This window comes from Martinezella rhizogenes, from assembly GCF_000799715.1.
In the GTDB taxonomy this organism is placed as follows: domain Bacteria; phylum Pseudomonadota; class Alphaproteobacteria; order Rhizobiales; family Rhizobiaceae; genus Rhizobium; species Rhizobium rhizogenes_C.
The window spans coordinates 549345-574539 of sequence record NZ_JUHG01000013.1 but is presented as its reverse complement, the minus strand read 5'-3'; the positions used below and the strand labels follow the sequence as shown (position 1 = coordinate 574539).

The 25195-nt window shown below is 55.9% G+C and carries 21 protein-coding genes and 1 pseudogene; 11 read left to right on the top strand and 11 right to left on the bottom strand.

Translation table 11 applies throughout. The features are described from left to right. Window positions 1-6 precede the first annotated feature (6 nt). The 4 genes and pseudogenes from EX00_RS14585 to EX00_RS14560 form a co-directional block, all read right to left on the bottom strand. A complete protein-coding gene (locus tag EX00_RS14585) occupies window positions 7-2979 on the bottom strand; it encodes a glycosyltransferase (protein WP_052210742.1) in 2973 nt (990 codons plus the stop codon). Between the two features lie 252 nt (window positions 2980-3231). Continuing rightward, window positions 3232-4374, bottom strand: a pseudogene (locus EX00_RS14580) (IS3 family transposase). 87 nt (window positions 4375-4461) lie between these two features. Further along, the gene (locus EX00_RS31470; protein WP_155294069.1) at window positions 4462-5121 is read right to left on the bottom strand and encodes a class I SAM-dependent methyltransferase; all 660 of its coding nucleotides are present in this window, start codon (window positions 5119-5121) and stop codon (window positions 4462-4464) included. Window positions 5122-5573: 452 nt separating this feature from the next. Then, on the bottom strand, window positions 5574-6317 hold the full coding sequence (locus EX00_RS14560; protein ID WP_052210741.1) for an ABC transporter permease: 744 nt from the start codon (window positions 6315-6317) through the stop codon (window positions 5574-5576). A 540-nt stretch (window positions 6318-6857) separates the two neighbouring features. Between EX00_RS14560 and EX00_RS31075 the strand changes: the two genes are divergently transcribed. The 11 genes from EX00_RS31075 (at window position 6858) to EX00_RS14505 (ending at window position 18324) form a co-directional block, all read left to right on the top strand. Further along, window positions 6858-8273, top strand: coding sequence for a BNR-4 repeat-containing protein (locus EX00_RS31075; protein ID WP_080761246.1), 1416 nt, complete (start codon window positions 6858-6860; stop codon window positions 8271-8273). Window positions 8274-8744: 471 nt separating this feature from the next. Then, window positions 8745-9539 (top strand): methyltransferase domain-containing protein, encoded by a 795-nt coding sequence (locus tag EX00_RS14550; protein ID WP_155294068.1) that lies wholly within the window; start codon window positions 8745-8747, stop codon window positions 9537-9539. Between the two features lie 262 nt (window positions 9540-9801). Continuing rightward, window positions 9802-10419, top strand: a complete 618-nt coding sequence (locus EX00_RS14545) for a cupin domain-containing protein (protein WP_047458948.1) — start codon at window positions 9802-9804, stop codon at window positions 10417-10419. A 159-nt stretch (window positions 10420-10578) separates the two neighbouring features. Next, complete coding sequence (locus EX00_RS14540; protein WP_047458946.1) at window positions 10579-11520, top strand: ABC transporter substrate-binding protein; 942 nt, start codon at window positions 10579-10581, stop codon at window positions 11518-11520. Between the two features lie 93 nt (window positions 11521-11613). After that, window positions 11614-12408: an ATP-binding cassette domain-containing protein gene (locus EX00_RS14535; RefSeq protein ID WP_047458943.1), complete on the top strand. Its 795-nt coding sequence runs from the start codon at window positions 11614-11616 to the stop codon at window positions 12406-12408. After that, a complete protein-coding gene (locus tag EX00_RS14530) occupies window positions 12405-13430 on the top strand; it encodes an ABC transporter permease (protein ID WP_047458940.1) in 1026 nt (341 codons plus the stop codon). Before EX00_RS14535 ends, EX00_RS14530 begins: the two co-directional genes overlap by 4 nt. Window positions 13431-13433: 3 nt before the next feature. Then, on the top strand, window positions 13434-14519 hold the full coding sequence (locus tag EX00_RS14525) for a phosphotriesterase family protein (protein WP_047458937.1): 1086 nt from the start codon (window positions 13434-13436) through the stop codon (window positions 14517-14519). A gap of 45 nt (window positions 14520-14564) precedes the next feature. Continuing rightward, window positions 14565-15335, top strand: coding sequence for a glutamine amidotransferase (locus tag EX00_RS14520; RefSeq protein WP_047458934.1), 771 nt, complete (start codon window positions 14565-14567; stop codon window positions 15333-15335). A gap of 6 nt (window positions 15336-15341) precedes the next feature. Next, window positions 15342-16247, top strand: coding sequence for a ribokinase (locus tag EX00_RS14515; protein ID WP_047458931.1), 906 nt, complete (start codon window positions 15342-15344; stop codon window positions 16245-16247). Next, window positions 16244-17086, top strand: a complete 843-nt coding sequence (locus EX00_RS14510; protein ID WP_047458926.1) for a BtpA family protein — start codon at window positions 16244-16246, stop codon at window positions 17084-17086. The genes EX00_RS14515 and EX00_RS14510 overlap by 4 nt, the downstream gene beginning before the upstream one ends. Continuing rightward, on the top strand, window positions 17083-18324 hold the full coding sequence (locus EX00_RS14505; protein ID WP_047458923.1) for a Zn-dependent hydrolase: 1242 nt from the start codon (window positions 17083-17085) through the stop codon (window positions 18322-18324). Before EX00_RS14510 ends, EX00_RS14505 begins: the two co-directional genes overlap by 4 nt. Here EX00_RS14505 and EX00_RS14500 read toward each other — a convergent pair. The 7 genes from EX00_RS14500 to EX00_RS14470 are packed head-to-tail and all read right to left on the bottom strand — an operon-like array spanning window position 18317 to window position 25055. Further along, window positions 18317-19261, bottom strand: a complete 945-nt coding sequence (locus EX00_RS14500) for a sugar kinase (RefSeq protein WP_047458921.1) — start codon at window positions 19259-19261, stop codon at window positions 18317-18319. The genes EX00_RS14505 and EX00_RS14500 overlap by 8 nt on opposite strands. After that, window positions 19261-20319: an ABC transporter ATP-binding protein gene (locus tag EX00_RS14495; RefSeq protein ID WP_047458918.1), complete on the bottom strand. Its 1059-nt coding sequence runs from the start codon at window positions 20317-20319 to the stop codon at window positions 19261-19263. Before EX00_RS14495 ends, EX00_RS14500 begins: the two co-directional genes overlap by 1 nt. Window positions 20320-20344: 25 nt before the next feature. Then, entirely contained in the window at window positions 20345-21166 is an 822-nt protein-coding gene (locus EX00_RS14490) for a carbohydrate ABC transporter permease (RefSeq protein ID WP_047458914.1), read from the bottom strand. Beyond that, a complete protein-coding gene (locus tag EX00_RS14485) occupies window positions 21166-22101 on the bottom strand; it encodes a carbohydrate ABC transporter permease (RefSeq protein WP_047458911.1) in 936 nt (311 codons plus the stop codon). Before EX00_RS14485 ends, EX00_RS14490 begins: the two co-directional genes overlap by 1 nt. Then, entirely contained in the window at window positions 22101-23432 is a 1332-nt protein-coding gene (locus tag EX00_RS14480; RefSeq protein ID WP_047458908.1) for an ABC transporter substrate-binding protein, read from the bottom strand. Before EX00_RS14480 ends, EX00_RS14485 begins: the two co-directional genes overlap by 1 nt. Before the next feature lie 54 nt (window positions 23433-23486). After that, a complete protein-coding gene (locus EX00_RS14475) occupies window positions 23487-24146 on the bottom strand; it encodes a GntR family transcriptional regulator (RefSeq protein ID WP_047458905.1) in 660 nt (219 codons plus the stop codon). 24 nt (window positions 24147-24170) lie between these two features. Next, entirely contained in the window at window positions 24171-25055 is an 885-nt protein-coding gene (locus EX00_RS14470; RefSeq protein ID WP_047458902.1) for a dihydrodipicolinate synthase family protein, read from the bottom strand. Window positions 25056-25195: the final 140 nt, after the last annotated feature.

Below are 25195 nucleotides of genomic sequence, written 5' to 3'. Positions count from 1 at the left end.
GACAACTTACTGAAGATTTAATAAGAGCTCACGCATCTCTGCATAGGCTTTTGATACGTTACGATTTTCAAAACAATAATTCTCGGCCACAGCCCGCTTGTCTGCAATTATATCCAGATCTGCCAACAACTCAGTTAACGTTGCGGTCCACGCATCGGTAGTGTTTTCGACGAGGGCGCCGCTACCGAGACGGTTTAAAGTTTCAGTGTATGATGGGCCCTTCGAGGCTACGGGGAAAATACCAAGTGCCCCGTAGTCAAGGAGCTTGAGATCAGATTTAGCGGCGTTGAAAGGGGTATCTTTAAGTGGTGCCAACCCGATGTCGAATGGCCCCTGTTCTCTAAACCAGCGGACAAATCGCGGGTATGATTGAGCCGTTCGCGGTGGGGGCAAGATTTCAATCCAGTCACGTGTTGGTGGATTGCGGACGGCACCAATGATGGTGAGCTTGAAGCGGTAGGTTTGGGAAACGGAATCAAGGGCGCCTAGGATCATCTCGAAGTCGTCGTCGTGTGTAGCGGATCCTGCGTAGACGAGGCGGGGGATGCCCTGTGGATTATACTTTGGCTTTCTGTAGTTGCGCCAAAGCCGGGGATCTATTGCATTCTGAACAACGATTGGGCGCTTCGACAAGTTCGAATATGCGGCTCTCAAAACATTCGTCGAAACCCAGTTGGCGTTGGCGTTTTCGAGGAGCAGGTTCAGACCAGCAATTCTGGATTTATATAGATCAAACTCGGGATGGCTTTCATCAATGAAACAAAACGCGTCGTCGTTGTCGACAATCAGTTTTGAGTTTGTTGTCTTACACAAATCTAAGAAAGCACTGGCGTCCTCCATAGTGTCGTATGCTGTGCGTTGTACGATCGTGATATCTGCGTTTCTGCTGTGGCTGGCCGCTTTTGCCGGAACGAGGTTGAAGTCAATTTCACCATATGCTTCATCTGTTGTGAGGGGGCACAGGAGGCGGATGAAAGCGCTACTCTGTGGGAATTCTCTGTCTTGGCGGACAACGCCATTGACGACCAACCGCTTGTTGCGAAGGATGAAAGGGGAAGATGGCCTATCGTGTGACTGCGGTAGTCCGAGCAAATTGAAAATATCACCCAGAATTGTCTTTGCACGCTGATCGAAGCTGTGGGCGCGAGAGACTTCACGGCTTATGCTTGGCCGTTGGGTTCTCCCCTCGACGTTAGTTGCCTCAACAAGCTCATCTTGGCTTTTAATTTGTGTTACGGATTCGCCAAATACGTACGATATTGCTGGGATCCGGTCGGAGATAACATTTCCTCCAGCTGCGAGAACATCGAATATTCGGTTAGAAATAAACCCGAAATCCCGCATTGAAGGCCAATGGTCGTTCAAAACAAATACTGCTGAATGGTAATGTCCGCCCAATTCTTTGTTAGGTATATTTGTGCCTTTAAGATAGGTCTTTGGAATAAACTGCTCCCACCGAGTACCATAGACGGAGAGGTCGAGCTTCGCGTCGACCGCCCATCTGACGATTTCTCGGTATTCGTTCCGAGAGTTTCCGACGAATAATACTTTAGCTGAGGATTTTGGAGGGCGCCTACCGGGATTGAAGCGGTTAGTATCGGTTGCTTGAAGAAGAGGCTTAACTTTTGCTTTGGTTGTCGCTGATAAAAATTCGCTATAACTCAAAGATGCAACATAGCATAAATCAAAAGATTCATATTCTTCAAAGGATATCTGATCTGGGTGGCTAATATTCCACAGAATATTGATGTGGCCAAGTATAGGTTCATAGGAGGTCAAGCCCCGAATTATAATTACCACATCATCTTCGGCAGGGTTCTTTCGCTCCCACTGACCGTAAAAATCAATGCGGACTTTATGTCCAAGTCGATTAAGTGAGCCAGCGAGAGAATCTGCGTAATGAAAATCACCCCATTCATGCCGTTTTTCATATGGGGCGGGCACCTTTATGGCGAACGTCAGTTTTACATGATCTGTAACGCTCGATGAGCGAGAACCGTTAGTAGCCTTGGCAATAACGACCTTCTTGAAGGCACGGAACTCTTTTACAGATATTCTGTTCTGATCGAGTACCGTGTTAGTGTATACGCACCCCACAAATGGAACATAGCCTACCAGCTTGGCACGCTCCGTCTGTCGAAGAATGAGATCCCAGTCGACCATCCTACGCAGACTCTCATCAAATCCGCCGTAGCGGTCGTAAAGGTCTCTGTGGTGGCAATAGACGTTCAGATCAACGAAGTTTCCCTTCAAGCATTGTTCTCGATCAAAAGGTTGCCCCCGGATCTGTCGATCAGCGTCGTTGACGATTTCGATCTGCGAGTAAGCGACATCTGCGCCTGTTTTGGCGATATAGCCCACCATTGTACCCAGGTAAGAAGGAAGCCAGACATTATCAGAATCGAGGTAGGCAATAATGCTGCCAGTCGCTCGAGCTAAACCGAGGTTGCGCGCGGCACTTACGCCAGCATGTTGGCCGTTGGTCAGTTTAATACGCGTGTCAGTGAAGCTCTGGATTACGGCAACCGTGTTATCTGTGCTTCCGTCATCTACAACTATTAGTTCGAAATTCGTATAAGTTTGATCAAGAACAGATTGTATTGAACGCCCAATCGTCGATTTGCGATTGTAGGCGGGCATGATAACGCTGACCTTAACGGATTGATCTGCTTCGGCGTCGGCTGTCAGCGACGCCAGGGCAGATGTGTAATGTTGCGAATATTCTACGAGTCTGCCTTCTTCTTTGCCATATCGAAGATAGTGCACAAGCGGGTTGATACTTTGTCGCGCTATATCGTGGTGATTCTGCAAGTATGCCGCGGTAGAAAACTCGGGCGATGGGTCACGCCCCATCCGCGCGCCTATCCAAAGATAGTGGTCGATCGGATGCATTCCAACCATATCAACATCACGATATTGCTCACGGTAGAACGATGAGTTGAAAAGTGGAGAATTGATTAAGAGCTCCTTGTCATCCATTCAGACATTTCCTTGAAGTGACAACCTAGTCCTGAGAGTGGTTTTTCTGATATCAAACAGCAGCATGCCATACAATCAACAAGCGATTGATTCAAATTTCTAATTGAACTGATAGACAGGTGGAGTGAACCCCCCAGGCTGGAGATGAAATGCTGAGGAGCGTATTAGTGGTGAGCGTGAACCGCCCCAGGTTTCTGGACTGCTCTGAGACCGAAGTTTGGACCGCCGGACATTGGAGTTTCCGGGCTTTTTTCACGATGACGGGCTGGTTGCGCCACCGGGATTATGCATGGCAATCGGGACGTTATATCCGATTGCCGAGTGAGGATGATCCTCGTTGTAGTATCGACGCCAAGTCTCCAACTTTTCACGCGAATCCGCAAGGGTCAAGAACCAGTGCGCATTCAGGCATTCTGCCCGCAGCTTGCTGTTGAGCGCCTCGATGAAGCCGTTGTCGGTCGGCTTCCCCGGCCGCGAGAAGTCCAGGGTGACGTTGTTGGCATAGGCCCAAAGGTCCAGATCGCGGGAGATAAATTCGCTGCCATTGCCGACCCTGATCGTGTTGGGATAGCCGGTCTTCTTACAGACACGTTCCAGCGTCTGAACGACATCTTCGCTGCGATAGGTGAACCCTGCTTCGGTGGCCGGGCAGTAGCGGGAATGGGTGTCCGCCACAGTCAGGATGCGCAGTTTCTTCCCGGTTGCGAGCTGGTCGTGGACAAAGTCCATAGCCCAGACATCGTTCGGGCCGGCTGCAACCTGGCGGCCATCCCTGAGCTTTGCCTTCACCCAGCGCTTGGGGTGCTTGTTGCGCAACTGAAGGCCTAATTCGCTGTAAATCCTGCGTGTCTTCTTCATGTTGATCTTCCGTCCGTCACGACACAAGTGGACATGAACGCGCCGCCTCTCGGTGATTGCTAGGCAATCACCTGACGGCCAGGGGATAGCCATATCGGACACGCGTCTCGCAAATCTCCTTGATCCGTCTTTCGAGAGGGGCCTGACCGGTTCTTCGAGACTTGTAGTGGTAGGTCGATGTGTCGAACGTCAGAACCTTGTACGCCCGTCGGATCGATATCCCCCATTCCACCAGCATCCCGTCGATCAGCTTGCGCTTGCGGGCAGGCCCCAAATCTTTCGGCGGATGACGTCCTGAAGCATCTCCCGCTCCAGCGTCAGATCGGCGACGATCTTCTTCAGGCGGCTGTTCTCATCTTCCAAAGCCTTCAGACGTCGCATCTCGTCGGGGAGCAGGCCCGCGTACTTCTTGCGCCAATTGAAATAGGTCGCTTGGCGAATTCCCGCCTTCCGGCAAATCTCGGCCACCGGCACACCATCGTCACCCTGCTTCAAAATGAACGCCTTCTGGGCGTCCGAAAAGTTCGATTCCCTCATCGCTTCCGCTCCCGTTCCCAGCCGGGAATCTAGCGCAGAAAACTCCAATCAAAAACGGTCCAGTTTTTGGGGATCAGAGCACGTAGGTCAGGTAAGGAATTTCATGTCGTATTTGCCAAGAGTCAGAACAGTATTGATCGTATAGCCTTGCCAAGCAGTTTCGGGAATATTAGCCGCCCTCAGTTCGTCGGCAGAAAAACTTTGGGTTACGTCGTAGTGCTGTGGAATATTAAGCAGAGCACCAACATGAGACCCAATATCTTCTTTCCCGAAACTTCTAACATGGTCACGCTGCCCAAATCGCTTTAGCCGTTCGTTGAGCGGTATATCCTGATATGTCTCGTCGAATTTGCCCGGCAAAAAGGGGATAACACAGATGTGCTGCCCCATTGGCTTAAGAATGCGATGCAAGTGATAGAGTGTATAAGCTATGTTGCAAGGGGTATGCTCCAAGACGTGGCTATGGACAATAAGATCCCACTGATCGGATTCGTGGTGATCCAAATCGCAAAGATCGAAATGTTCAATCTTTTCAACAAATGGGTATGGCCTTGGATCAACATCAGCAGTGACGTAATTAGCATTCGGATATCGCTCGCGAAAGCGGTTGTAAATCGACTTTTCCGGAGCGAAATGAAGTATGGAGGCAGTCGGTGAAAGCTGAAGGCGATCGAGATAAAGCCAAAGTAGCCGGGTTCGCTCAAGTGAGTTGCAACTCAAGCACTGCACATTTGGCCTGGATCGCATCGGACCAAATTCCGTGCCCCCACAGATATTACATTGCATTATAAACCTCGTCTCTGCTAAGGCCGAAAAGGCTACATGTAAACATAAATTGCTCGATCAATATTGGTCAAGTGAAGACTGTAGCTTACCTAGCTCGCTCAGACCCTCGAGCGCATCGCCAACGGCTGGCCAGCACAGAAATCGAAGCTCTCATGCCGTGGAATTACGCCGTCTTCTGAACGGCCTCAGCTTGTCGCTTACAATTGCAGGGATGCACGATTGCAAGCGTCGCCATGGGATACCGTCATGGCGCTTCGATAGATCATCTCTTGCCGACGATAAACTCTTGCGCGGTTTCAATTTCGGAACTCGATAATCGTAGTCAATTTATAAAGCTATCTGTCTACCTGCAAAAGCGTAGTCCGTGAGAGCGCTTATCGCTCCCCCTGATGCCCCTCTGTTGGCACCGGATCCTATGCCTCTAGCAATTGGCGTCTGAACAAACGCTCGACACCGAGGCCAAGGCAAAGCGTCACAACGCCGAACGCAAGTACGTATTCTTTGCTCACCAGCTTGTCACTGTAACTCTCATAAAATGCAGTGCGCATCCATTCAACACATACCAAGACAGGATTGTAGGATAGCGGACCAGAGAGTGGATCCGGAAGATTTGATGCAACGAACATAGTTCCAGAAGAAACGTAGAGTGTAATCAACGTGAGCTGATACAGCGTTACGATAAATGGCATGAACAGCGAAATGACGCCAATCAGCGTCCCACAGCCGTAGGCTAGAAGTATAGTCGCGAGATAGGCGCCTACAGCGCGATTGAGGTCATAGGGAAACGGGTTCTGTCCAAGTGCCCACAGGATTGTAATAATTAGAGTGAGAGTGATACAGGAGGCGATGATTTCCAAAAGCGCTCGCCCCATCATTACATCAAGCACTTTGACCTCAGGGAAAGCAAGCATCGGCCTGTTCATAATAACGGATAGGCCCATGAAACGGGAGACGTACATAAACGTAAGAGTGGGAACCAGACCGGTCGCATAAAATAGGGCCGCGCTTTCGCCATATAGCGGTGCACTGTGGCTAGAAACCGTGTGAATCGAGATCAATACGCCCATATGAACCAGAGGCCAAAGCGCCACGAGCATAAAACCTAATCCGTGATTGAAGAAACGCGTGCGCATGTCGCGGAGGATAACTGCGATCATGACATTTCTTTTCCCTATTATCGCTTGAATAAGAGGGGTGCGCCGGCGGACTAGTGATGTTCGAGCCATGACTCAGAAAGTTCCTTGGCGAGCTATTCATAGCAATGCCTTCATAGCAAATCAAAATAAAATCGCAATGGATAAGGGGCGGAGTATCTGTAATGCCGATTGCTCCTGCACTCATAGTTCCAGCGCAAGCGGTGCGTTGTGTAATGGCCCCATCAATCTCCGGACACGATCTCCCATCCCCTCATTTAAGTGTTCCGGCCGCGGATTTTGGTTCGCAGGTGAATATCGATCAGGCGACCGATTCTCCGCCGAATGACCGTATCTCCGCATGGCAAATCTGACTCTGTTGATTGGTGGAGTGTTACCACCTAACTGTGGGCGACGTGTTGACCTAGGTGAGTGATGTTGCGGTCACTGCCATTCGTCTCGGTTGCAGCCTAGTTGAATGTTGGCTCGTCCAAATCGTGACGTCATTCTGTGCTTAGCGTGGAATTGCATCGAGGTAATATACCAGCTCAAGGATTGATAGAAATGAGCATTTCTAAAGCAGCGATACTCTGTCTCTTTACATCTGGGCTGATGCTAATAGCAGGTAGTGCGGTTTTCGCAGCGCCGGTATGTGAGCAAGCCAAGACCATTCCTGTAAGCAACGGCCGGTCTGGATTTGAGATTGATAAAACATGGGCCGGCGCAGTCGCTGCTTTTGATTCCATTTCCCGAGGAGGAAAGGCATATTTTGGTTATTATAATGCCGACCGCTGGCTGAGCATCGCGCAACTCGATCTCAAGACACATGAGGTCTGCCGCTTGCAGCTCAAATCGATGTTCAAAGGATGGGATGCTCATAACATTATTACCTTGGCCTTTGATCAAGCTGGCCGGATTCAAATTGCCGGGAATATGCATGCTAGCCCTCTCGTCTATGCTTCGGCAACAACTCCAGATAGTCTATCAGGCATAACATTGCGTCCAATGATCGGGAAAGATGAGAACCAAGTTACCTATCCTAATTTTGTCAATGTGACAGGTGGTAAGCTGCTATTCATTTATCGCGTAGGCGAAGCGGGAAATGGTCAGTGGATTGTCAACATTTCTGACGGAGGGAAGTGGAGGCGTCTACTCAATTCGCCGATCTTTACAAGTCAATGGCGCGGTCGACCAACCAGCGCCTATCCTTCACCAATCGGCACTACGCAGGACGGTTGTGTCTATCAGGCGATAGTCTGGCGGCGCCCACCAGATGTTAGCGCAAATTATGCGATAACGTATGCTCGCACGTGTGATTTCGTTCATTGGATTGACCATCTGGACCAACCTATTCATCTCCCGATAGATCCGGGCAACGCCGACATGATCGAATATACCGGCGAGGAAAAAGGCCTTGTCAATTGGCAACGTATATCGCTGGCGCCTGGCGGAACGCCTGTGATCGCTTATACACGCTATGGCGATGATGGTCATAATATCGTGATCCTTGCCTCGCCAGATGGAACCGGCTGGCGACGGTCAATCGTCGCAAAGGCTTCAAGGCAAACGATAATAACTGGTGAAGGAACGCTTCCAACCGCACGTTTTTTTGACTCGCCCGTGTTCGACAATAAAGGAAGAGGCTCAATCAACGTCACTTTTCCCGGAGAGTCGGCGAAGCGCGTCTATTTTGATGCGAAAACTCTTGCCATCGTTGATGCGCCATCGCCCATGCCCGCCAAGACCCCGACGCCCACTCGTCTTTCCATCTCAATCCCTACTGATCTTGTTGATGGCCAGATGATGGTGCACTCCGTTAGAGTTGGGGATGTGAGTGCAGGGAACAGATCAGTTGGAGCGATCTATTATTTCGGCCAAGGGTTTAATCGTGACCAGGCCAGACCTTGCACAACGCAGCAACCCAAGGCGTGCAATCCTCCTCCAGCGCCGCTTATCTTTGTTCCATCAAGCCAGAATTAACTGGCTTCCGGGAGGCGCTCTGGCGAGACAAGATGGTCGCAATATTTGAAGACAAGGGTGTAGGTGCTGCGAGGTTTGCGCTTGACCGTCCACGCTCGATAGGCATCGACGCCTGCACGATCCTCGCAGTTCATCTTCGGATCGCTCCACATGCTGGCACTAAATTCCGCCGTGGTAAGAGCGTCAGCGGTGTCTCGCTCACACGTTTCTTTATCGTTGACGGAACGGATTGCGTTGTTGCCGCGGATGAAAGCGAGTGCGCTGTTTCCGGCATTTAAGCCAAAGTCAGGCAGAAATTCTACTTATACCGGCTGTGCAGTTTTCCCGGGTCAGCTTTAAATGAGGTTGCCAGTTGTCTCAAAATCTCTGACGATAAATGCAATTGCCCCTAGGATGATTATCACCTAGCATTTCGAATTCTCCAATTTACTAATCGCAGGGATAACTTTCTATAAAAGGGCCGAAACTGACATGCCGAATCTCACCTGGGGTAAGGACCTAGTACACGTATCTCGCCGCAGCAAAGCACGCCGTTTGTTTCTAAATCGCTATTTAGGAGAGGTTTATTCGGTTATTTTGGAGATTGGTGCCCTCGATAACCCCACCTTCCTAAAAGACGAGGGAGATGTATATTTTGCCGATTTTTTCACTCAGCAAGAATCTATTACGAGACACATCGGCAATTCAGCTCATACGGTAGATAGAATAGTAGATGTTGATTTTATTTTGCGAGAAAAAAACATCAGAGAAGCTATTACAATTCGGCCAGACATTACAATTGCCAATCATGTTATTGAGCACATTCCGAATCCAATTCAATGGCTTCAAGATATTCGATCGTTTTCTGCTGTTGGCGCCGGCTTGTTTCTCTCGGCTCCTGATCGTCGATTCACATTTGATTACTTCAAGCCTGTAACAGATGCGGTAGATTGGCTCCGCGCATATGATGAACGTCTTTCAAAACCGTCTTACTATCAAATACTTCGTCACTTATACTATCACGCCGATCTTCGGCAGGAAGCCGCATGGGCTGGCCGAGTCCCCTCGACGCATCTGCACAGACTTGCAATGTCCGCCGCAATGGATCAGGCCTCAACGCTTGCCCTAGATTATACCGATGTGCATTGCTCCATTTTCACTTTCGACAGCTTTCAAACATTGATCTCTGATTTAGAAGATACGGATTTGATACCTTGGCGGATTGAGTACATTGAGGATGTGAAAGAGGGTGAGAACGAGTTTCGCGTTTTGTTGAAAGCCATTTAATCGCTAACTGTCGATACGATGACTGAGTTGCTGTAGTAGCATTCTTTGAATGCAAGCTCGATGGATCCAGAGAGAGACACGATAAGCTGCATCGTCGATAAATTCGGAAATATTATATTATTGGCTTCGATATCGTTCCCAAACCTCTGCAAGAGCGCTCAGAGGAACGGAAGATTATCAAAATACCAATTCTGGACAGCCCCACCCAGTTTCCGGTACTCTCTCGTCCGACCACAATCATCCCGGACATATGAAACCCCCAATGAAAATCGACATCCAGCCAAGTCAGCCAGGCGCCGATGATCGTCCTTCGGGCGCCAATCACGGTCGTCTCGGTACGCGGTTGCGGCTTGCCAGGCAGATGCTTGGGATGACGTTGAAGGCGTTGGCGACGGCGGCGGATTGTTCGGAGAGTCTGCTGTCGAAGATTGAAAACGGGAAGGCTTCGCCCTCGTTGCCGATGCTACATCGGCTGGTGGAGGTACTAGGCACGAATATCGGCTGGATGTTCGAAGAGGCGGATGGCGAGGAAGGGATCGTCTTTCGCGCTGGAACGCGCCCGTTGATCGGACTTGATCCGTTGCGGCGCGGCGAGGGCATCTCGCTCGAGCGGATCATTCCTTATTCGCCGGGCCATCTGCTTCAGTGTAACATTCACCACATCGAACCGGGTGGGGAAAGTGCGGGGCCCATTCAGCATGCCGGCGAAGAGGTCGGTTATGTGCTTGCGGGTTCGATCGAACTGATGGTCGGCGAAAAGACTTTTAAGCTTTCGATCGGCGACTCCTTCGTGTTCAGGTCCGAACTGCCGCATTGGTACAAAAATGTGGGAACAACACGCGCCAGCATTTTTTGGGTGAATACGCCGGCGACATTCTGACCGTCCGATGGGATCGATGCGGAGTCTCCGCGCCTTTTCGACATGCGCTATATCAAGTCAAATTCAAGAGACTTGACAACTATTCAAGTCTCTTGAATTATGCCCTCGCTGATAATGCCAATGAGCCCGATCACGGGCCTTTCCGCAAGGGGAACACATATGCGCCTTTCCAGATATGCAGCCGGCTGCGCCGCTGCCGCAGCTTTGACGCTTGCTTTCGGCTCTGCATCTGCTTTTGCCGAAACTTTCGCGCTGGTGACCATCAACCAGCAGGCTCTCTTCTTCAATCAGATCAATGACGGGGCGAAGGCCGCAGCCAAGGCTGTCGGTGCCGATCTCGTCATTTTCAACGCCAACAATGTGCCGAGCGCACAAAACGACGCCATCGAGAATTACATCACCCAGAAGGTCGACGGCATCATTCTGGTCGCGATCGACGTGAACGGCGTAAAGCCCGCTGTCACGGCGGCCAAGAAGGCCGGCATTCCGGTCATTGCCATCGATGCGCAGATCCCCGATGGCGATAACATCGCCTTCGTCGGCGTCGATAACACCAAGGCCGGCGGTGATATCGGCAAGTTTTATGCTGATTACGTCAAGAGCAAGATGGGCGGTTCGGCCAAAATCGGCGTCGTCGGCGCGCTTAACTCCTTCATCCAGAACCAGCGTCTCGACGGCTTCAAGAAGGCCGTTTCCGACAGCGGCGAGAAGGTGACTTTTCTCGATACCGTCGACGGCCAGAACGTTCAGGACGTCGCGCTCAGCGCCGCCGAAAACCTGATGACGGCCAATCCCGACATGACGACGCTCTATGCAACCGGCGAGCCGGCACTGCTTGGCGCGGTTTCGGCCGTGACAAGCCAGGGCCGTACCGGCGACATCAAGGTATTCGGCTGGGATCTGACCAAGCAGGCGATCGAAGGTATCGACCAGGGTTGGGTTACCGCGGTCATCCAGCAGGATCCAGCCGGCGAAGGCAAGGCTGCCGTCGAAGCGCTTGACAAGGTCAAAAAGGGTGGGACGATCGACAAGATCATCAATGTTCCGGTGACGATCGTCACCAAGGACAATGTCGATAAGTTCAAGGACATGTTCAAGTAAGCAGCCCGACCCGAATGCGCAGCCGTGGCCATTGAGCGGCCACGGTTCTCGCGACATCCGCACAGCAGAGACTCTTTCTCAGGTGGAAACGCCATGAACGACGATATCTACCGCGTCAAGATGACCGGTATCTCCAAACGCTACCAGACGATCCAGACACTCGACAATGTATCGCTGACCCTGAAGCCCGGCGAGGTTCTCGGTCTCGTCGGTGACAATGGCGCTGGCAAGTCGACCTTGAGCAAGGTCCTGTCCGGGGCGGTCATTCCCGATTCCGGATCCATCGAAATCGATGGCAAGACGGTGAGCTTCGCATCTCCTGCCGATTCACGCGCGGCGCGCATCGAAATGGTCTATCAGGACCTCTCGCTCTGCGACAGCGTCGATGTGGCCGGCAATATCTTTCTCGGCCGCGAGCCCCGGCGCCACCTGCTCGGGCTTCCATTCCTTGACAACAGGAAGATGCATGACGAGGCGCGCGACATGCTCGACCGGCTCGGCATCGTGATTGCCGATACGCGGCTGAAGGTGGAAAACCTGTCCGGCGGCCAGCGTCAATCGATCGCGATCGGCCGGGCGGCGTCGTTCAATCCTTCCGTTCTGATCATGGATGAGCCGACGGCGGCGCTTGCCGTCGCCGAAGTCGAGGCCGTGCTTGATCTCATCAAGACGGTTAGCGCCCGCGGCGTCAGCGTCATTCTCATCACCCACCGGCTCCAGGATCTGTTCCTCGTCTGCGATCGCATCCAGGTCATGTATGAAGGGCGCAATGTCGCCGAGCGCAGGATTGAAGACACCAGTATCGAGGAGGTCGTCAATCTGATCGTCGGTCGCAAATTCCAGGCACGCTCGGCTGGCCATCGTGAAAACCAGGGAGCTCAGGCATGACGACGTCCTCTTCCACCGCGCCTGCGCCCGTTGCGGCGGCACCGCACTCGCGCATCCATAAAAGCAGATGGCGAGACAAGGTCATGAGCAATGGCAGCATCATTTCGATCGCCCTGTTCTTCCTTGTCGTCTGCGTGTTCTTTTCCATCTATACCAGCGCCTTCCTGACGGCGCCCAATCTGTTGAATGTCGTTCGACAGTCGGCGCCATTGCTGATCGTTGCCGCCGCCATGACATTCGTCATCACCACAGGCGGAATAGATCTTTCCGTCGGGTCGGTACTTGCCTTGGCCGCCACCCTTTCGGCGGCAGCGCTGCAGGCGGGCATCGCCTGGCCGCTGGTCGTCGTGCTGATGCTGCTTCTTGGCGCAGCCGTTGGTGCCTTGCAGGGCTTCTTCATCGCTTATGAGCGCATTCCGGCCTTCATCGTCACGCTTGCGGGGCTTTCGGTCGTGCGCGGTCTGGCACTGCTGATTACCGCTGGCTATTCTATCCCCGTGGATGCGGAAAGCCCGTTTACGGCTATCGGCAGGGCCTGGTTTTTCGGCGTGCCCGTGCCGGCGTTGATCGCGCTCCTTGTCCTGGTCCTTGCCTATATCGTGTTCAATCAGACGCCTTTCGGCCGTTATGTGACCGGCGTCGGCGCCAATGCCGAGGCGGTGCGCCGCGCCGGTGTCAACACCCGCTTCGTCACCCTTTGTGTCTATATGCTGTCCGGTACGGCGGCGGCGCTTGCGGGCATCATTCTCGCGGCTCGCCTCGGCTCGGGATCCTCCAATTCCGGACAGGGTTTCGAGCTCGACGTCATCGCCGCGGTGGTTCTCGGCGGCACCAGCCTGTTTGGCGGGCGTGGCACGATCCTCGGCACGGTTCTCGGTGCGCTGACCGTTGCGGTCATCGCCAACGGGCTGATCCTTGCGCATATGTCGCCGTTTCTCACGCCGATCGTTACCGGCGCCATCATCCTGATTGCGATCTGGCTGAACTTCCGGATCTTCAAGGGTGCCGTCAGGAGCCGATGAAGCATGGATCATCTGTTTGAAACCTCACCGCCGGAGCGGGCACCGATCGGCATTGCATCCGGCACCGCGATGACGGTCCTGGGACCGGTCTCGGTTGACGAGCTCGGCGTCACGCTCATGCACGAGCATATCCTGCTTGACGGTGCGCGGACCTGGAAATGCCCCTGCCATCCCGATGAAAGGCTGATTGCCGAACAGAAGGTCAATATCGAGATCGTCGGCGAGTTGCGGATGAATCCCTATATGAACCGCGACAATGTCTCGCTGGATGATAGCGATCTGGCGCTCGCCGAGCTGAAGAAATTCCAGGCGCTCGGTGGCCATACGGTCATTGAAGCCACCAATATCGGCATCGGCCGCGATCCGGAAAAGCTGGCGCGTATTTCGCGCATGTCCGGCATGAAGATCATCATGGGGACGGGGTTCTATCTGGAACATACCCATCCGGAATGGCTTAAAGACATGGACCTCGACTCCGTCACGGAGTTCATCGTCAGTGATGTCGGTGGTGGTGCCGAACAGCCCGACATCATGGCCGGCATCATCGGCGAGGTGGGCGTCAGCAAGGATTTTACTGCCGAGGAGCTGAAGTCACTCCGCGCCTCCGCCCGCGCGTCCCGCATCACTGGTGTGCCGCTTACGATCCATCTTCCCGGTTGGGAGAGGCTGGCGCATAAGGTGCTTGATGTCGTCGAGGAGGAGGGGGCCGATCTCAGGCACACCGTCCTTTGCCACATGAACCCGAGCCATAACGATCTCACCTATCAGAAGAGCCTGGCCGAGCGGGGTGCCTTTCTCGAATACGACATGATCGGCATGGATTATTATTATGCCGATCAGGACGCACAATCGCCGTCGGACGAGGAGAATGCTCGTGCCATCCGGTCGCTGGTCGATATGGGCTTTGTCGACCGGCTGCTGCTGTCGCAGGATGTCTTCCTGAAGATCATGCTGACGCGCTATGGCGGCTTTGGCTATGGCTACATCCTCAAGCATTTCGTGCCACGGCTGCTGCGTCATGGTGTCGAGCAGGCGGCCATCGACCGCATGCTCACCGACAATCCGAAATCCGTTTTTTCCGCCGCTTGACCGGCCAAGAAATCTGCCAAGAAATCTGCATTGCAAGGAGCATACATGTCCAAGAAGAAGATCCTTCTCGCCGGGGAATCCTGGGTATCGACGGCAACCCACATCAAGGGTTTCGATCAGTTTCCGACCGTGACTTATCACACCGGCGCCGACGAGCTGCTCGCCGCGCTGAAGAACAGCGACTTCGATGTCACCTTCATGCCGGCGCACGAGGCGCAGCGCGATTTCCCGCAGACCATCGAGGCCCTGTCGGCCTATGATGCGGTTGTCCTGTCGGATATCGGCGCCAACACGCTGCTGCTGCATCCCGATACCTGGATCCATTCCAAGACAACGCCGAACCGTCTGCGCCTCCTGCGCGATTATGTGCGAGGTGGCGGTGGCCTCTTGATGTTCGGTGGCTATTACAGCTTCCAGGGCATCAATGGCGGCGCGCGGTATCGCAAGACGCCGGTCGAAGATGTCCTGCCGGTGGAATGCCTGTCCGTCGACGACCGCGTCGAGGTGCCGGAAGGGTTTGCACCCGTCGTTACTGGCGACGAGAGCCACCCGATTCTGGAAGGGCTCGGCAAGGACTGGCCGGTTCTACTCGGTTTCAACGAAGTTGTCGTCAAGGACGACGCGGAAGTGCTGGCGACGGTTTCCTCCGATTACGGCTCTCTGCCATTGCTGGTCACGGGGCGCTATGGCAAGGGGCGTACCATCGCCTGGACATCGGACGTCGGGCCGCACTGGCTGCCGCCGGGCTTTATTGCCTGGAGTGGCTATAAGACGCTGTTTGAACAGATGCTCGCCTTCGCCACCGCCAAGGATTGATGTGTCATGCCGGTCCATGTCGTCGGCAATGTCTGCATCGACACCACGTTTCGGGTCGATCGCTTTCCGCTGCCGGGTGAGACGCTCAATGCGAGAGATCATTCGGACGGTGTCGGCGGCAAGGGCGTGAACCAGGCCGTTGCGGCCGTAAGGACTGGTGTCGATATCCGGTTTTTTGCAGCACTCGGAACCGATCCCGCCGCCGCTTTCATCAAGGAGCGGCTGAGAGGCGAGTTCGATCTGGGCGGGTTGTCGGAAAAGCCCTTGCCGAGCGACAGGTCGACGATCGTCGTCAACCGGGACGGTGAAAACCTGATCGTCAGCGGCGTTGCCTGCGCCGCTGATTTCGACCCCTTGCGGGAGACCGGTCTTGCTGCGCTGATCACCAGCGGTGACATTCTCGTCATGCAGGGCAATCTCAGGGCAACGGTCACTGATATGTGCCTCCGGGCTGCGAAGACTGCGGGCGCGACCACCATCCTCAATCCGAGCCCCGTGTCGGGCGAAGCACCCGATCTCAAGACGGTCGATATCGTCATCGTCAATCAGGGCGAGGCGTTTGAGATCACCGGGGAGCCCGATCCCGAGCGGGCCGCACGAGATCTTCTTCGTCGCGGCGCTAAGGCTGTGATCGTCACGCTGGGTGCTGAGGGTTGTCTGTTGCTGGAGGGTGACATTGTCGATCTGATCCCCGCGGTCAAGGTAGCCGTGGTCGACACCAGCGGTGCTGGCGACGTCTTTTGCGGATGTCTCGCCGGATGCCTAATGAAGGGGTGGACGCTCGCGCGATCGGCGCGGCTGGCGGTTGCGGCTGCCGCTTTGGCGGTCGGCCGTCCTGGAACCTTGGAAGCTTGTCCCAGCCGGGTGGAGCTAATGACACTCATGAACACAATGGAGGCGGAAAGCCTATGACATCCACCCAAAAGCCCGTCGGCCAGGCAGCCGGCGATGCACTTATCTCGCTTTTCGGCAGGACGAAGGTCGTGATTGGCGTCGTCCATCTGGCACCTTTGCCCGGCGCGCCACGCTATGACGGCGAAGCCATCGAGACGATCTATCAACGCGGCCTCGACGACGCCAAAGCCTATCTGCATGGCGGCTGCGACGGCATTATCGTCGAAAATCACGGCGATATCCCTTTCGCGAAGCCCGACGATATTGGACCAGAGACCGCAGCCTATATGTCGGTCGTGTCCGATCGTATCCGCCGGGAGCTCGGTCGCCCGATCGGCATCAATGTTCTGGCCAATGCCGCCATTCCTGCCTTGTCCATCGCCAGCGCATCCGGCGCGGGCTTCGTGCGTGTCAACCAATGGGCCAATGCCTATGTCGCCAATGAAGGTTTCATCGAAGGCGAGGCGGCGCGCGCGATGCGCTTTCGCGCCAAGTTGCGGGCAAACGGCATCAAGATTTTCGCCGATGCCCATGTCAAGCACGGGGCGCACGCCATTGTTGCCGACAGGCCGGTCGAAGAGCAGGTGAAGGACCTCGTCTTCTTCGATGCCGATGCCGTGATTGCCACCGGCCAGCGCACCGGCCATGCCGCCGATCTCGGCTATATCCGGATGATCAAGGAAGCGGCAGGTTTGCCGACGCTTGTCGGCAGCGGTGTCACGCCGGAAAATGCCAATGACATTCTCGATATCGTCGATGGCGTCATCGTCGCAAGCTCGCTCAAGCATGACGGCGTCTGGTGGAATGCCGTCGATCTGAAAAGGGTCGAAGCCTTCATCGCTGGATTGCGCCGATGACAGGCAGGCCTAAGGTTAACGGCGAGCGCTTGCTTCGCCGTTTGAGTGAATTCGCCGAAATCGGCAAGACAAATGCCGGTGGGGTCAACCGGCAGGCATTGAGCAGTGAAGACCGGGCAGCGCGGCGTCTTCTCGCCGATCTTGCGATAGCGCGTGGCTTCAAGGTCTTTCAGGATGCGATCGCCAATCTGTTCATCCGTCGAGAGGGCCGCAATCCGGCGCTGCCGCCAATGCTGATCGGCAGTCATCTCGACAGCCAGCCGACGGGCGGTCGCTTCGACGGCGCGCTGGGAACACTCGCTGCCTTCGAAGTATTGGAAGCTTTGGAGGATGCGGGCCATGAGACGGAAGCTGCTATCGAAGTCGTCGCCTGGACAAATGAAGAGGGTAGCCGCTTTGCGCCCGGCGTCATGGGGTCCATGGCCTTTGTCGGTGCTGCGCATCCGGATGATTTTCAGTCTGTGATCGCCAGCGACGGTGCGGGCTTCAGCCAGGAACTCGCAGCAACGCTCGCGACCTTGCCGGACGCCGAGATGCGCCCCTTTGGCACGCCGATCTCCGCCTATCTCGAACTGCATATCGAGCAGGGGCCTTCGCTTGAGCGCGAAGGTCTGGCCGCCGGTGTCGTAACCGCCGTTCAGGGCACGCGATGGCTGACCGTAACCTTCTCGGGCAGCGCCGGCCATGCGGGCACCACGTCGCTTGCCTATCGTCGCGATCCGATGGTGGCGGCGACCGCGGCGCTGAACCGGCTGCAGATGTCCGTCATGCCGGAGGATGACGATGCACGGCTGACCGTCGGGCGGTTTTCAGCCCATCCGGGTTCGATCAATGCCATTCCGGATCGGGTGACTTTTACCGTCGATATCCGGCATCCGGATGCGACGACGCTGACTGCCATCGAAGCAAGGGTTCGTTCGGCCTGCGAAGAAGCGGCGATATCACAGCGATGCAGCGTTGAGATATCAACATCCTTCGATATGCCGCCCGGCTCGTTTTCGAAGGTCATGACGGACCGGATCGAGGCCGCGGCAATGGCGCTTGAATTGCCCTATAAGCGGATGATTTCCGGCGCATTCCATGATGCCCTGTTCGTCGCCCGGGTGGCGCCCGCGGCGATGATCTTCGTTCCCTGTCGTGACGGTATCAGCCACAATGAGGCCGAACATGTCGAGCCGGCTGACGCCATCAATGGCGCCCGGCTGCTTCTGGAAGCGACAATGGAAAGCGTCAGCTAGAGTGACCTCCTCGAGCAATCACCTGCGATCGTGTCGGCGCGCCTGAACGGCCGCCGAACACCTCGCATTTGAGTGCAGCGGCAATCGATGAAAGCCGGATCGTATCCTTAGGCGTCTTGCCTTCCGCGATGGCAAGGGCAAATGCGCCGTGGAAGATATCGCCGGCCGCAAGCGTATCGACGGCCTTGATGGCAAGGGCCGGCCAATGCTCGATCTCGCCACTTTCATCGTCAAACCAGTAGCTTCCGGCAGAGCCGGCGGTTACGCTGATGAAGGCATGGTTGAACCTCTGTTTCAGACGCCGGACCATCTCGGTGACATCGTTGGTACCAGTCAGCCGATGTGCTGCCGGTTCGGAAAACACGATATGGCTTGCCGCGGGCGCCAGGCGTTCGATAACGCCGTCGGGCGCGACATCGCCGTCGAGAATGGCGGGCTTGCCGGCATCCCTTGCCGCTTGCAGGACCTTCAGTGCAAGCGCCGGCCAGCGCACATCGACCAGCACGGTGTCAACCGTCGCGATATCGTCCGCTGTGACCGTTTTCACCGTCTCATGCAGTTTGGGATCGTAAAAGGGGACGATCAGTCGTTCGCCGTCGTCATCAACCAGGATCGTCGACAACGCCGAGCGCGCTCCCTCAACGCGCAGCATGCCATCGGTGATGATCCCGTCGGCGCTGAGATCGCGGACAATCCGCTCGCCGGTCTCGTCGTCACCCACAGCACCCCACAGGCTTGCTCTGCCGCCAAGACGCGCGACCGCATAGGCCGCACTTGAGGCCATGCCCTCGGCGATCTGCAGCATTTCATAAGGCAGGACTTTCCCCTGACCTGACGGCAGTGTGTGGACGCGAAACAGCGTGTCGAGAACGGCGGCACCGACACAGAGGACGTGCCTTGGCGTGCCTGCCGGCGGATCGAAGATCGAAGAAGACATCAAAGTCGCTTGCCGCTCGCCTTGGCGAACAGATGTACGCTGCTTGCATCGATCGCGATACCGACCGTATCGCCGAAGCGAATGTCGAGCCGTTCGCGGAAGAGGCAGGATATTTCCTGGCCGCTGCAATCGAGCTTGGCGTAGATTTCCGAGCCCGTGCCCTCGACAATCTCGACACGTCCCGAAATGCTGCCGTTCGCCGCGCGAATATGTTCGGGCCGGATGCCGTAGACCAGCGGTTGCCCGCCATATTGCGAGATGGGCAGACCTTCAGGCAGAGGCAGGATAAGGCCCTTGTCGCTGCGGAATACGCCTTCTTCGATCTTGCCGTCGATGAAGTTCATCGCCGGCGAGCCGATGAAGCCGGCAACGAAGAGATTGGCCGGGCGGTCATAAAGGTCGAGTGGTGCGCCTATCTGCTCGATCAGACCGCCGTGAAGCACGACGATCTTGTCGGCCATCGTCATCGCCTCGACCTGATCATGCGTCACGTAGATCGTCGTCGTGCCGACGCGCTGATGCATGGATTTGATCTCGGCGCGCATCTGGACGCGAAGCTTGGCATCAAGGTTGGAGAGCGGCTCGTCGAACAGGAAGACCTGGGGATCGCGCACCAGGGCACGGCCCATCGCCACGCGCTGGCGTTGTCCGCCGGAAAGCTGGCGCGGAAAGCGGTCGAGCAGCGCTTCAAGGCCGAGAATGCCGGCCGCCTTCTCCACTTTCGCCGAGATCTCCGAAGGGCTGGCTTTCCTCAGCTTCAATGCAAAGCCGAGGTTTTCGGCAACCGTCATATGCGGATAGAGGGCATAGTTCTGGAAGACCATGGCGATGTCGCGATCGCGTGCCGGCAGATTGCTGACCTCGCGCGTACCGATACGGATTTCGCCGTCGCTGACCTCTTCCAGCCCGGCGATCATGCGCAGCAATGTGGACTTACCGCAGCCCGATGGGCCGACGAGGACGACGAATTCGCCATCGGCGATATCGACGCTGATATCATGGATGACCTTGACCTGGCCGAAGCGCTTCTGGATGTTTTGTATGTTCACGGGTGCCATGATTGGATCCTGTTCGAAAGGGAGTTCAGCCGCCCTTGACGGCGCCAGCGGTGAGGCCAGCAACGATCTGCTTCTGGGCAAATATTGTGAGAACCAGCACCGGCAGTGTGACGATCAGCGCAGCCGCCGCCAGCGGCCCCCAGCTCACCTGCTCGAAGGACAGCATGTTGTAGACGGCAACCGGCAAGGTGCGCGTCTCGCGGCTGGCAAGCACGATGCCGAAGACGAAATTGTTCCACGAGAAGATGACTGAGAGGATGAAGGCAACGACGATCCCCGGCTTGGCGATCGGCAGCGCCACCAGCCGGAAGACCTGCCAGGGTGTGGCACCGTCGATGCTGGCGGCCTCTTCCAGTTCCATCGGCGTCGTCTCGAAATAGCCGATCATGATCCAGACGACGATCGGGACCGTCACGACGAGATGGATGATGATCTGCGGCCAGAGCGTCCCCAGAAGGTTCAGCCATTGGAATAGCAGGAACAGCGGGATCAGGAAGGAGAGGCCGGGCGTCATGCGGGCAATCATGATGACGACGGCCGATTTTTCCGCCTTCAGCCGCGCAATGCCGTAGCCGGCGGGAACGCCGATCAAAAGCGCAAGCAAGGTCGCGGCTCCGGTCACCAGGATCGAGTTCCAGAAATAGAGGAAGAAGTTGTTCTCCTCAAAAACCTTGACGTAGTTCGACCAGGCGAAGCGTTCGGGAATGAAGATCGGCGGATAGGCGCCGTTATCGATTTCGTATTTCAAGGAGAGCGAGATCATCCACAGGAAGAACAGGACCACCGGCGAAATCATCACCAGCGCCACGAAGAAAAGACCGATCTTGTCGAGCGTCTTGCGTTTCATCACCGTGTCTCCGTGTCCGACCAGTTCGCGCGCTGTCTCGCCATCAGCAGGACGAAGGAGAGCGCGACGATGAGGATAAAGAAGACGACCGCCATGGCCGAACCGTAGCCGATGTCGTAGTAGGAAAAGGCGGTGTTATAGAGATAGATGTTGATCGTCTCGGAGGCCGTTCCCGGGCCGCCCTGCGTCATCGCATAGATAATGTCGAAGCTCTTGACCGCATCGATGCTGCGAATGATGACGGCAATCATCAGGAAGGGCGCGATCATCGGCAGAGTGAGATAGCGGAACTTCTGCCAGACATTGGCGCCGTCGATCTCCGCACTTTCATAGGGCTCGCGCGGGACGGCGGCGAGGCCACCGAGCACGATCAGCATGACAAGTGGTGTCCATTGCCATGTCTCGACCAGGACCAGAGACGGGATGACGCTCACCTGATTGTAGATCCACTCCTGCGGGCCGATGCCGACGAAGGACAGGAGATAGTTAAGCACGCCGAGCTGGGGGTGAAGCATCATCGTCCAGACGAGCGCGATGGCGACTGGCGTTGCCATCATCGGCATGACGAAAATACCGCGCAGAAAGCCGCGTAGGGGGAATTGCGCATCGAAGATCAGGGCGGCGAGGGTCCCTAAGAAAACCGGCGCGATAACGGAGAGACCCGTATAGAGCACCGTATGCCATAGCGCCTCCCAGAACCGCATGTCCGTTGCCAGACGAGCATAGTTCGCAAAGCCAGCAAAGCTCTGGGATTGCCCGAGCGTCCAGCTGTTCACGCTCATCCATAGGGTGAAGACCCATGGAAAAACGATGACAGCCGCGATGACCACCAGGGCGGGAATGACGAAAGGCCAATAGTTGGGAACAAGCCCTCTGGGCTTGCTCCTCTTCTTGGCGGCGGCCGCCGTGCTATTCTCGATGCTCACGGACGCCATCACCCCTCGCTTCGCGCCAGCACCGGCTCGAACTGTGCGGTTGCGTTCTTCAGCTCGCTTGCCGGATCAGCACCACCGATCATGTTGGTAAGTGCCACGCCGTAGATGTCGCGGAACTCGGTGACCGGAATGATGACGGGCAGGCCGAGCGCCGACACCTTGCCGGAGCCGACGACGGCATCCAGCCAGGCACCAGGCATCTTGACGCCTTCGCGGACTTTCTTGTCTTCAAGGACGGACTGGCGGAACGGCACGCCGGCGCCGGCCTGGAGCAGCCGTGCGCCCATCTCGTGCGAAATCACCCACTGGCAGAAGAGATAGGCGGCTTCCTTCTTTTGGCTTGCCGCCGTCACGCCGATACCGTCGCCGAAGGTGGCGGCCGCTTGTCCGGCAGGCCCCTTGGGGATGACGCTATAGCCGACCTGACCGACGACGCGGGACTTCTCCGGGTTTTCGATCGGCGGCGCAAAGCCGACGCCGTCGAACCACATGCCGATCTTGCCCTGCAGGAACGCCGATTGGGATTCGGCCCAGTTGAAGCCCGAGACGCCGGGAGGTGCTGCCTTCGTCATCAAGCGCTGATAGAGCTTGGCAGCTTCCACCGCCTCCGGCGAGGTGGTCCGCAATTTGCCGTCCGCAGACAGCGGCGTAATGCCATAGCCGAGCATGAAGGCTGTCCAGACCGGGGTGTTGGCATTCTTGAGGCCGCGCGCGACGAAGCCATAGGTATTGGTCGACTTGTCCGTCAGCGCTTCGGCGGCCTTAGCCATGTCCTCGAAGGTCTCGGGATAGGTGAGCCCCTTCTTTTCGAAGAGGGTCTTGTTCCAATAGACGATCCAGTAATCGACCGAGAAGGGCAGGGAGCGCAGGACACCATTGGAATCCTTGGCGAACTTCATACCGGCCTCGGCGAAATCACCTTCCGTCAGCGATGGGTCGGTAAGGGACGGATCTTTCAAGAAGCCGCTGATGTCGGCAAGCCAGCCGCCCTTTTCGAACTGGCGCTTCTGGACGTGATAGCTCAGATGCACAACGTCGAAGCTCGGCTTTCCGGAGCTGAGCTCAATCGTCGTCTTCTGGCGCTGCTGTTGTTCCGGCGTTGCCTCGGCATTGACCTTGATACCCGTCAGCGCCTCGAATTCGCTGAGGTATTTGATGATGATTTCGCTGCGCGGGCTTTTGACCAGGTTGACTTCCAGCGTCGTTCCGGAAAAACGCTTCCAGTCCACGGCCGCCGATGCGGAGCGGACACCGAGCAGGCTTGCTGCCCCTAAAGCTGCCGTACCCGCCATGAAATGGCGGCGTGTGGGATTGATGAATGACGATGACATGCTGTTGTTCCTCCTCCTTTGGCCGAAAATCTCCTCATTCACGGCCTGTTTCGTTCAAATCTTCAATGCGCGGTCTCTGGCTCCGTTGATGTGCGAAACAAGAGATGCGACGGCATCTTCCGCGGATCGTCTTTGGATCGCTTCAAGCACCTGCAGGTGCTCGTTCATGACCGGCCCGACATGTCCGTTGATCCGGAAGCGATCCTGGCTGATCAGCCGCATCTTGATCGAATTGACGCGGTAGGCGTTCGAAATAATGGTGTTGCCGAGGGCATCGATGAAGGCATCGTGCATGCCCCAATCCACCGATTGCGCATGGACTTCGAGCTCCTGCGATGTATCGCCGGCCTGGATGGCATCTGCGATATCGCGGTGCTGTTTCAAGAGCCCGGCAATGGTTTCGTCCGAAGCCGAACGGGTGAAGAGCGCGACGGCTTCTTTTTCGAAAAAGATGCGGAGCTGGAACGCCTCGCGGATCAGATTAAGATCGATATGGGCGATCTGGAGGCCACGTTGCGGCACGGTCTTGATCAGGCCTTCGGCCTCCAGCCGCGGGATCAATTCGCGGATGGCGCCGAGCGGCAGGCCGGTCAGTTCCACGAGCCTGCGCTGCGAGACGAATTCACCGGGCCGTACATCACGGGCAAGCAGATGCTGGGTAAAGCTTGCATAGGCTTTTTCCCGCAACGTCGGCTGCTCGTTGACACCGTCCATTCGTCCCCTCCCTGTCCGGTTCGCCTAAGCGGCTTTGGATCTGAACAGCGCATTGAACGCGCCCGCAAGGTGATTCCGTCCTTCGCCGGATATTGAAACCAGCGGCGGGCGAACTGCAAGCCAGATTTCATCTGCGGAGCGTTGCGCCACCATGACCTTGACCGCCGCCGTCACTGGAAACTTCAGCAATTCGAGGACAAAACCCTCGACGCGCGGATCATCTTTTCCTTCTTCGGCCATGAGCCGAACTTCATGGGGCACGAAATTCGCCATCCCCGAAATCGCGCCCTGACCGCCGAGCCGAACGCCCTTGGCCAAATGGCGCTCATCGCCGATCAGGATGATGAGATCGCCATGCGCCTTCAACAGCGCCTCGGTAAAGGGCCAATCGCCGGAGGAATCCTTGACGCCGGTGACGATGCCAGGGAACGCGGCGCGCAGCCTGCCGATCAGCGCCACGGAGAGCGGCACCATGGTGACGGAGGGGATGTTGTAGACGATGATGTCGCGCGCCTTTTCGGCGAGCCGCGCAAAGACTGCCGAGAACCAGCGATACAGGCCCTCGTCGCTGACGTTCTTGAAGTAAAAAGGTGGTGCCAGCAGGATGTTGCGCACCCCCTTGGACAGCGCCGATCCGGCTTGGGCGGCAGCATCCTCGACAGAATCCGCCATGATGCCGACGATGATGTGGTTTGCAGCTATCCCTGCGCTTAAGAAGGCGTTGAGCACATGCTCACGCTCCTGCGTTCCGATCGAAGAGCCCTCGCCAGTGGTGCCGAACAGGGTGACGCTGGAACATCCCGAGGCAAGGCTCAATTCGGCCTGCTTGATCATCGGGTCAATGGCGATATCGCCGTTGCTGTCGAAGGGCGTCGTGAGCGCGACCGATAGGCCAAATTTCTGCGACAAGTTCCATTCCTCCCAGATGTGTTGTCAGTACATACAGACTAACATGTTAGTTGTACAGCCTGAATTTTGTCTCGGCGTCGAAGAGCGAAAAAATGTCGCGGAAAAAGCCCGTCCAAGACAAATCTGATGTGATCCTGCAC

Coding starts and splice junctions, on each gene's coding strand:
- EX00_RS14495 (WP_047458918.1), bottom strand. CDS start 20,319: ATGGCACCCGTGAACATACAAAACATCCAGAAGCGCTTCGGCCAGGTC.
- EX00_RS31470 (WP_155294069.1), bottom strand. CDS start 5,121: ATGCGATCCAGGCCAAATGTGCAGTGCTTGAGTTGCAACTCACTTGAG.
- EX00_RS14505 (WP_047458923.1), top strand. CDS start 17,083: ATGACAGGCAGGCCTAAGGTTAACGGCGAGCGCTTGCTTCGCCGTTTG.
- EX00_RS14510 (WP_047458926.1), top strand. CDS start 16,244: ATGACATCCACCCAAAAGCCCGTCGGCCAGGCAGCCGGCGATGCACTT.
- EX00_RS14480 (WP_047458908.1), bottom strand. CDS start 23,432: ATGTCATCGTCATTCATCAATCCCACACGCCGCCATTTCATGGCGGGT.
- EX00_RS14500 (WP_047458921.1), bottom strand. CDS start 19,261: ATGTCTTCTTCGATCTTCGATCCGCCGGCAGGCACGCCAAGGCACGTC.
- EX00_RS14475 (WP_047458905.1), bottom strand. CDS start 24,146: ATGGACGGTGTCAACGAGCAGCCGACGTTGCGGGAAAAAGCCTATGCA.
- EX00_RS14485 (WP_047458911.1), bottom strand. CDS start 22,101: ATGGCGTCCGTGAGCATCGAGAATAGCACGGCGGCCGCCGCCAAGAAG.
- EX00_RS14585 (WP_052210742.1), bottom strand. CDS start 2,979: ATGGATGACAAGGAGCTCTTAATCAATTCTCCACTTTTCAACTCATCG.
- EX00_RS14535 (WP_047458943.1), top strand. CDS start 11,614: ATGAACGACGATATCTACCGCGTCAAGATGACCGGTATCTCCAAACGC.
- EX00_RS14545 (WP_047458948.1), top strand. CDS start 9,802: ATGAAAATCGACATCCAGCCAAGTCAGCCAGGCGCCGATGATCGTCCT.
- EX00_RS14560 (WP_052210741.1), bottom strand. CDS start 6,317: ATGATCGCAGTTATCCTCCGCGACATGCGCACGCGTTTCTTCAATCAC.
- EX00_RS14515 (WP_047458931.1), top strand. CDS start 15,342: ATGCCGGTCCATGTCGTCGGCAATGTCTGCATCGACACCACGTTTCGG.
- EX00_RS14525 (WP_047458937.1), top strand. CDS start 13,434: ATGGATCATCTGTTTGAAACCTCACCGCCGGAGCGGGCACCGATCGGC.
- EX00_RS14550 (WP_155294068.1), top strand. CDS start 8,745: ATGCCGAATCTCACCTGGGGTAAGGACCTAGTACACGTATCTCGCCGC.
- EX00_RS14530 (WP_047458940.1), top strand. CDS start 12,405: ATGACGACGTCCTCTTCCACCGCGCCTGCGCCCGTTGCGGCGGCACCG.
- EX00_RS14490 (WP_047458914.1), bottom strand. CDS start 21,166: ATGAAACGCAAGACGCTCGACAAGATCGGTCTTTTCTTCGTGGCGCTG.
- EX00_RS14520 (WP_047458934.1), top strand. CDS start 14,565: ATGTCCAAGAAGAAGATCCTTCTCGCCGGGGAATCCTGGGTATCGACG.
- EX00_RS31075 (WP_080761246.1), top strand. CDS start 6,858: ATGAGCATTTCTAAAGCAGCGATACTCTGTCTCTTTACATCTGGGCTG.
- EX00_RS14540 (WP_047458946.1), top strand. CDS start 10,579: ATGCGCCTTTCCAGATATGCAGCCGGCTGCGCCGCTGCCGCAGCTTTG.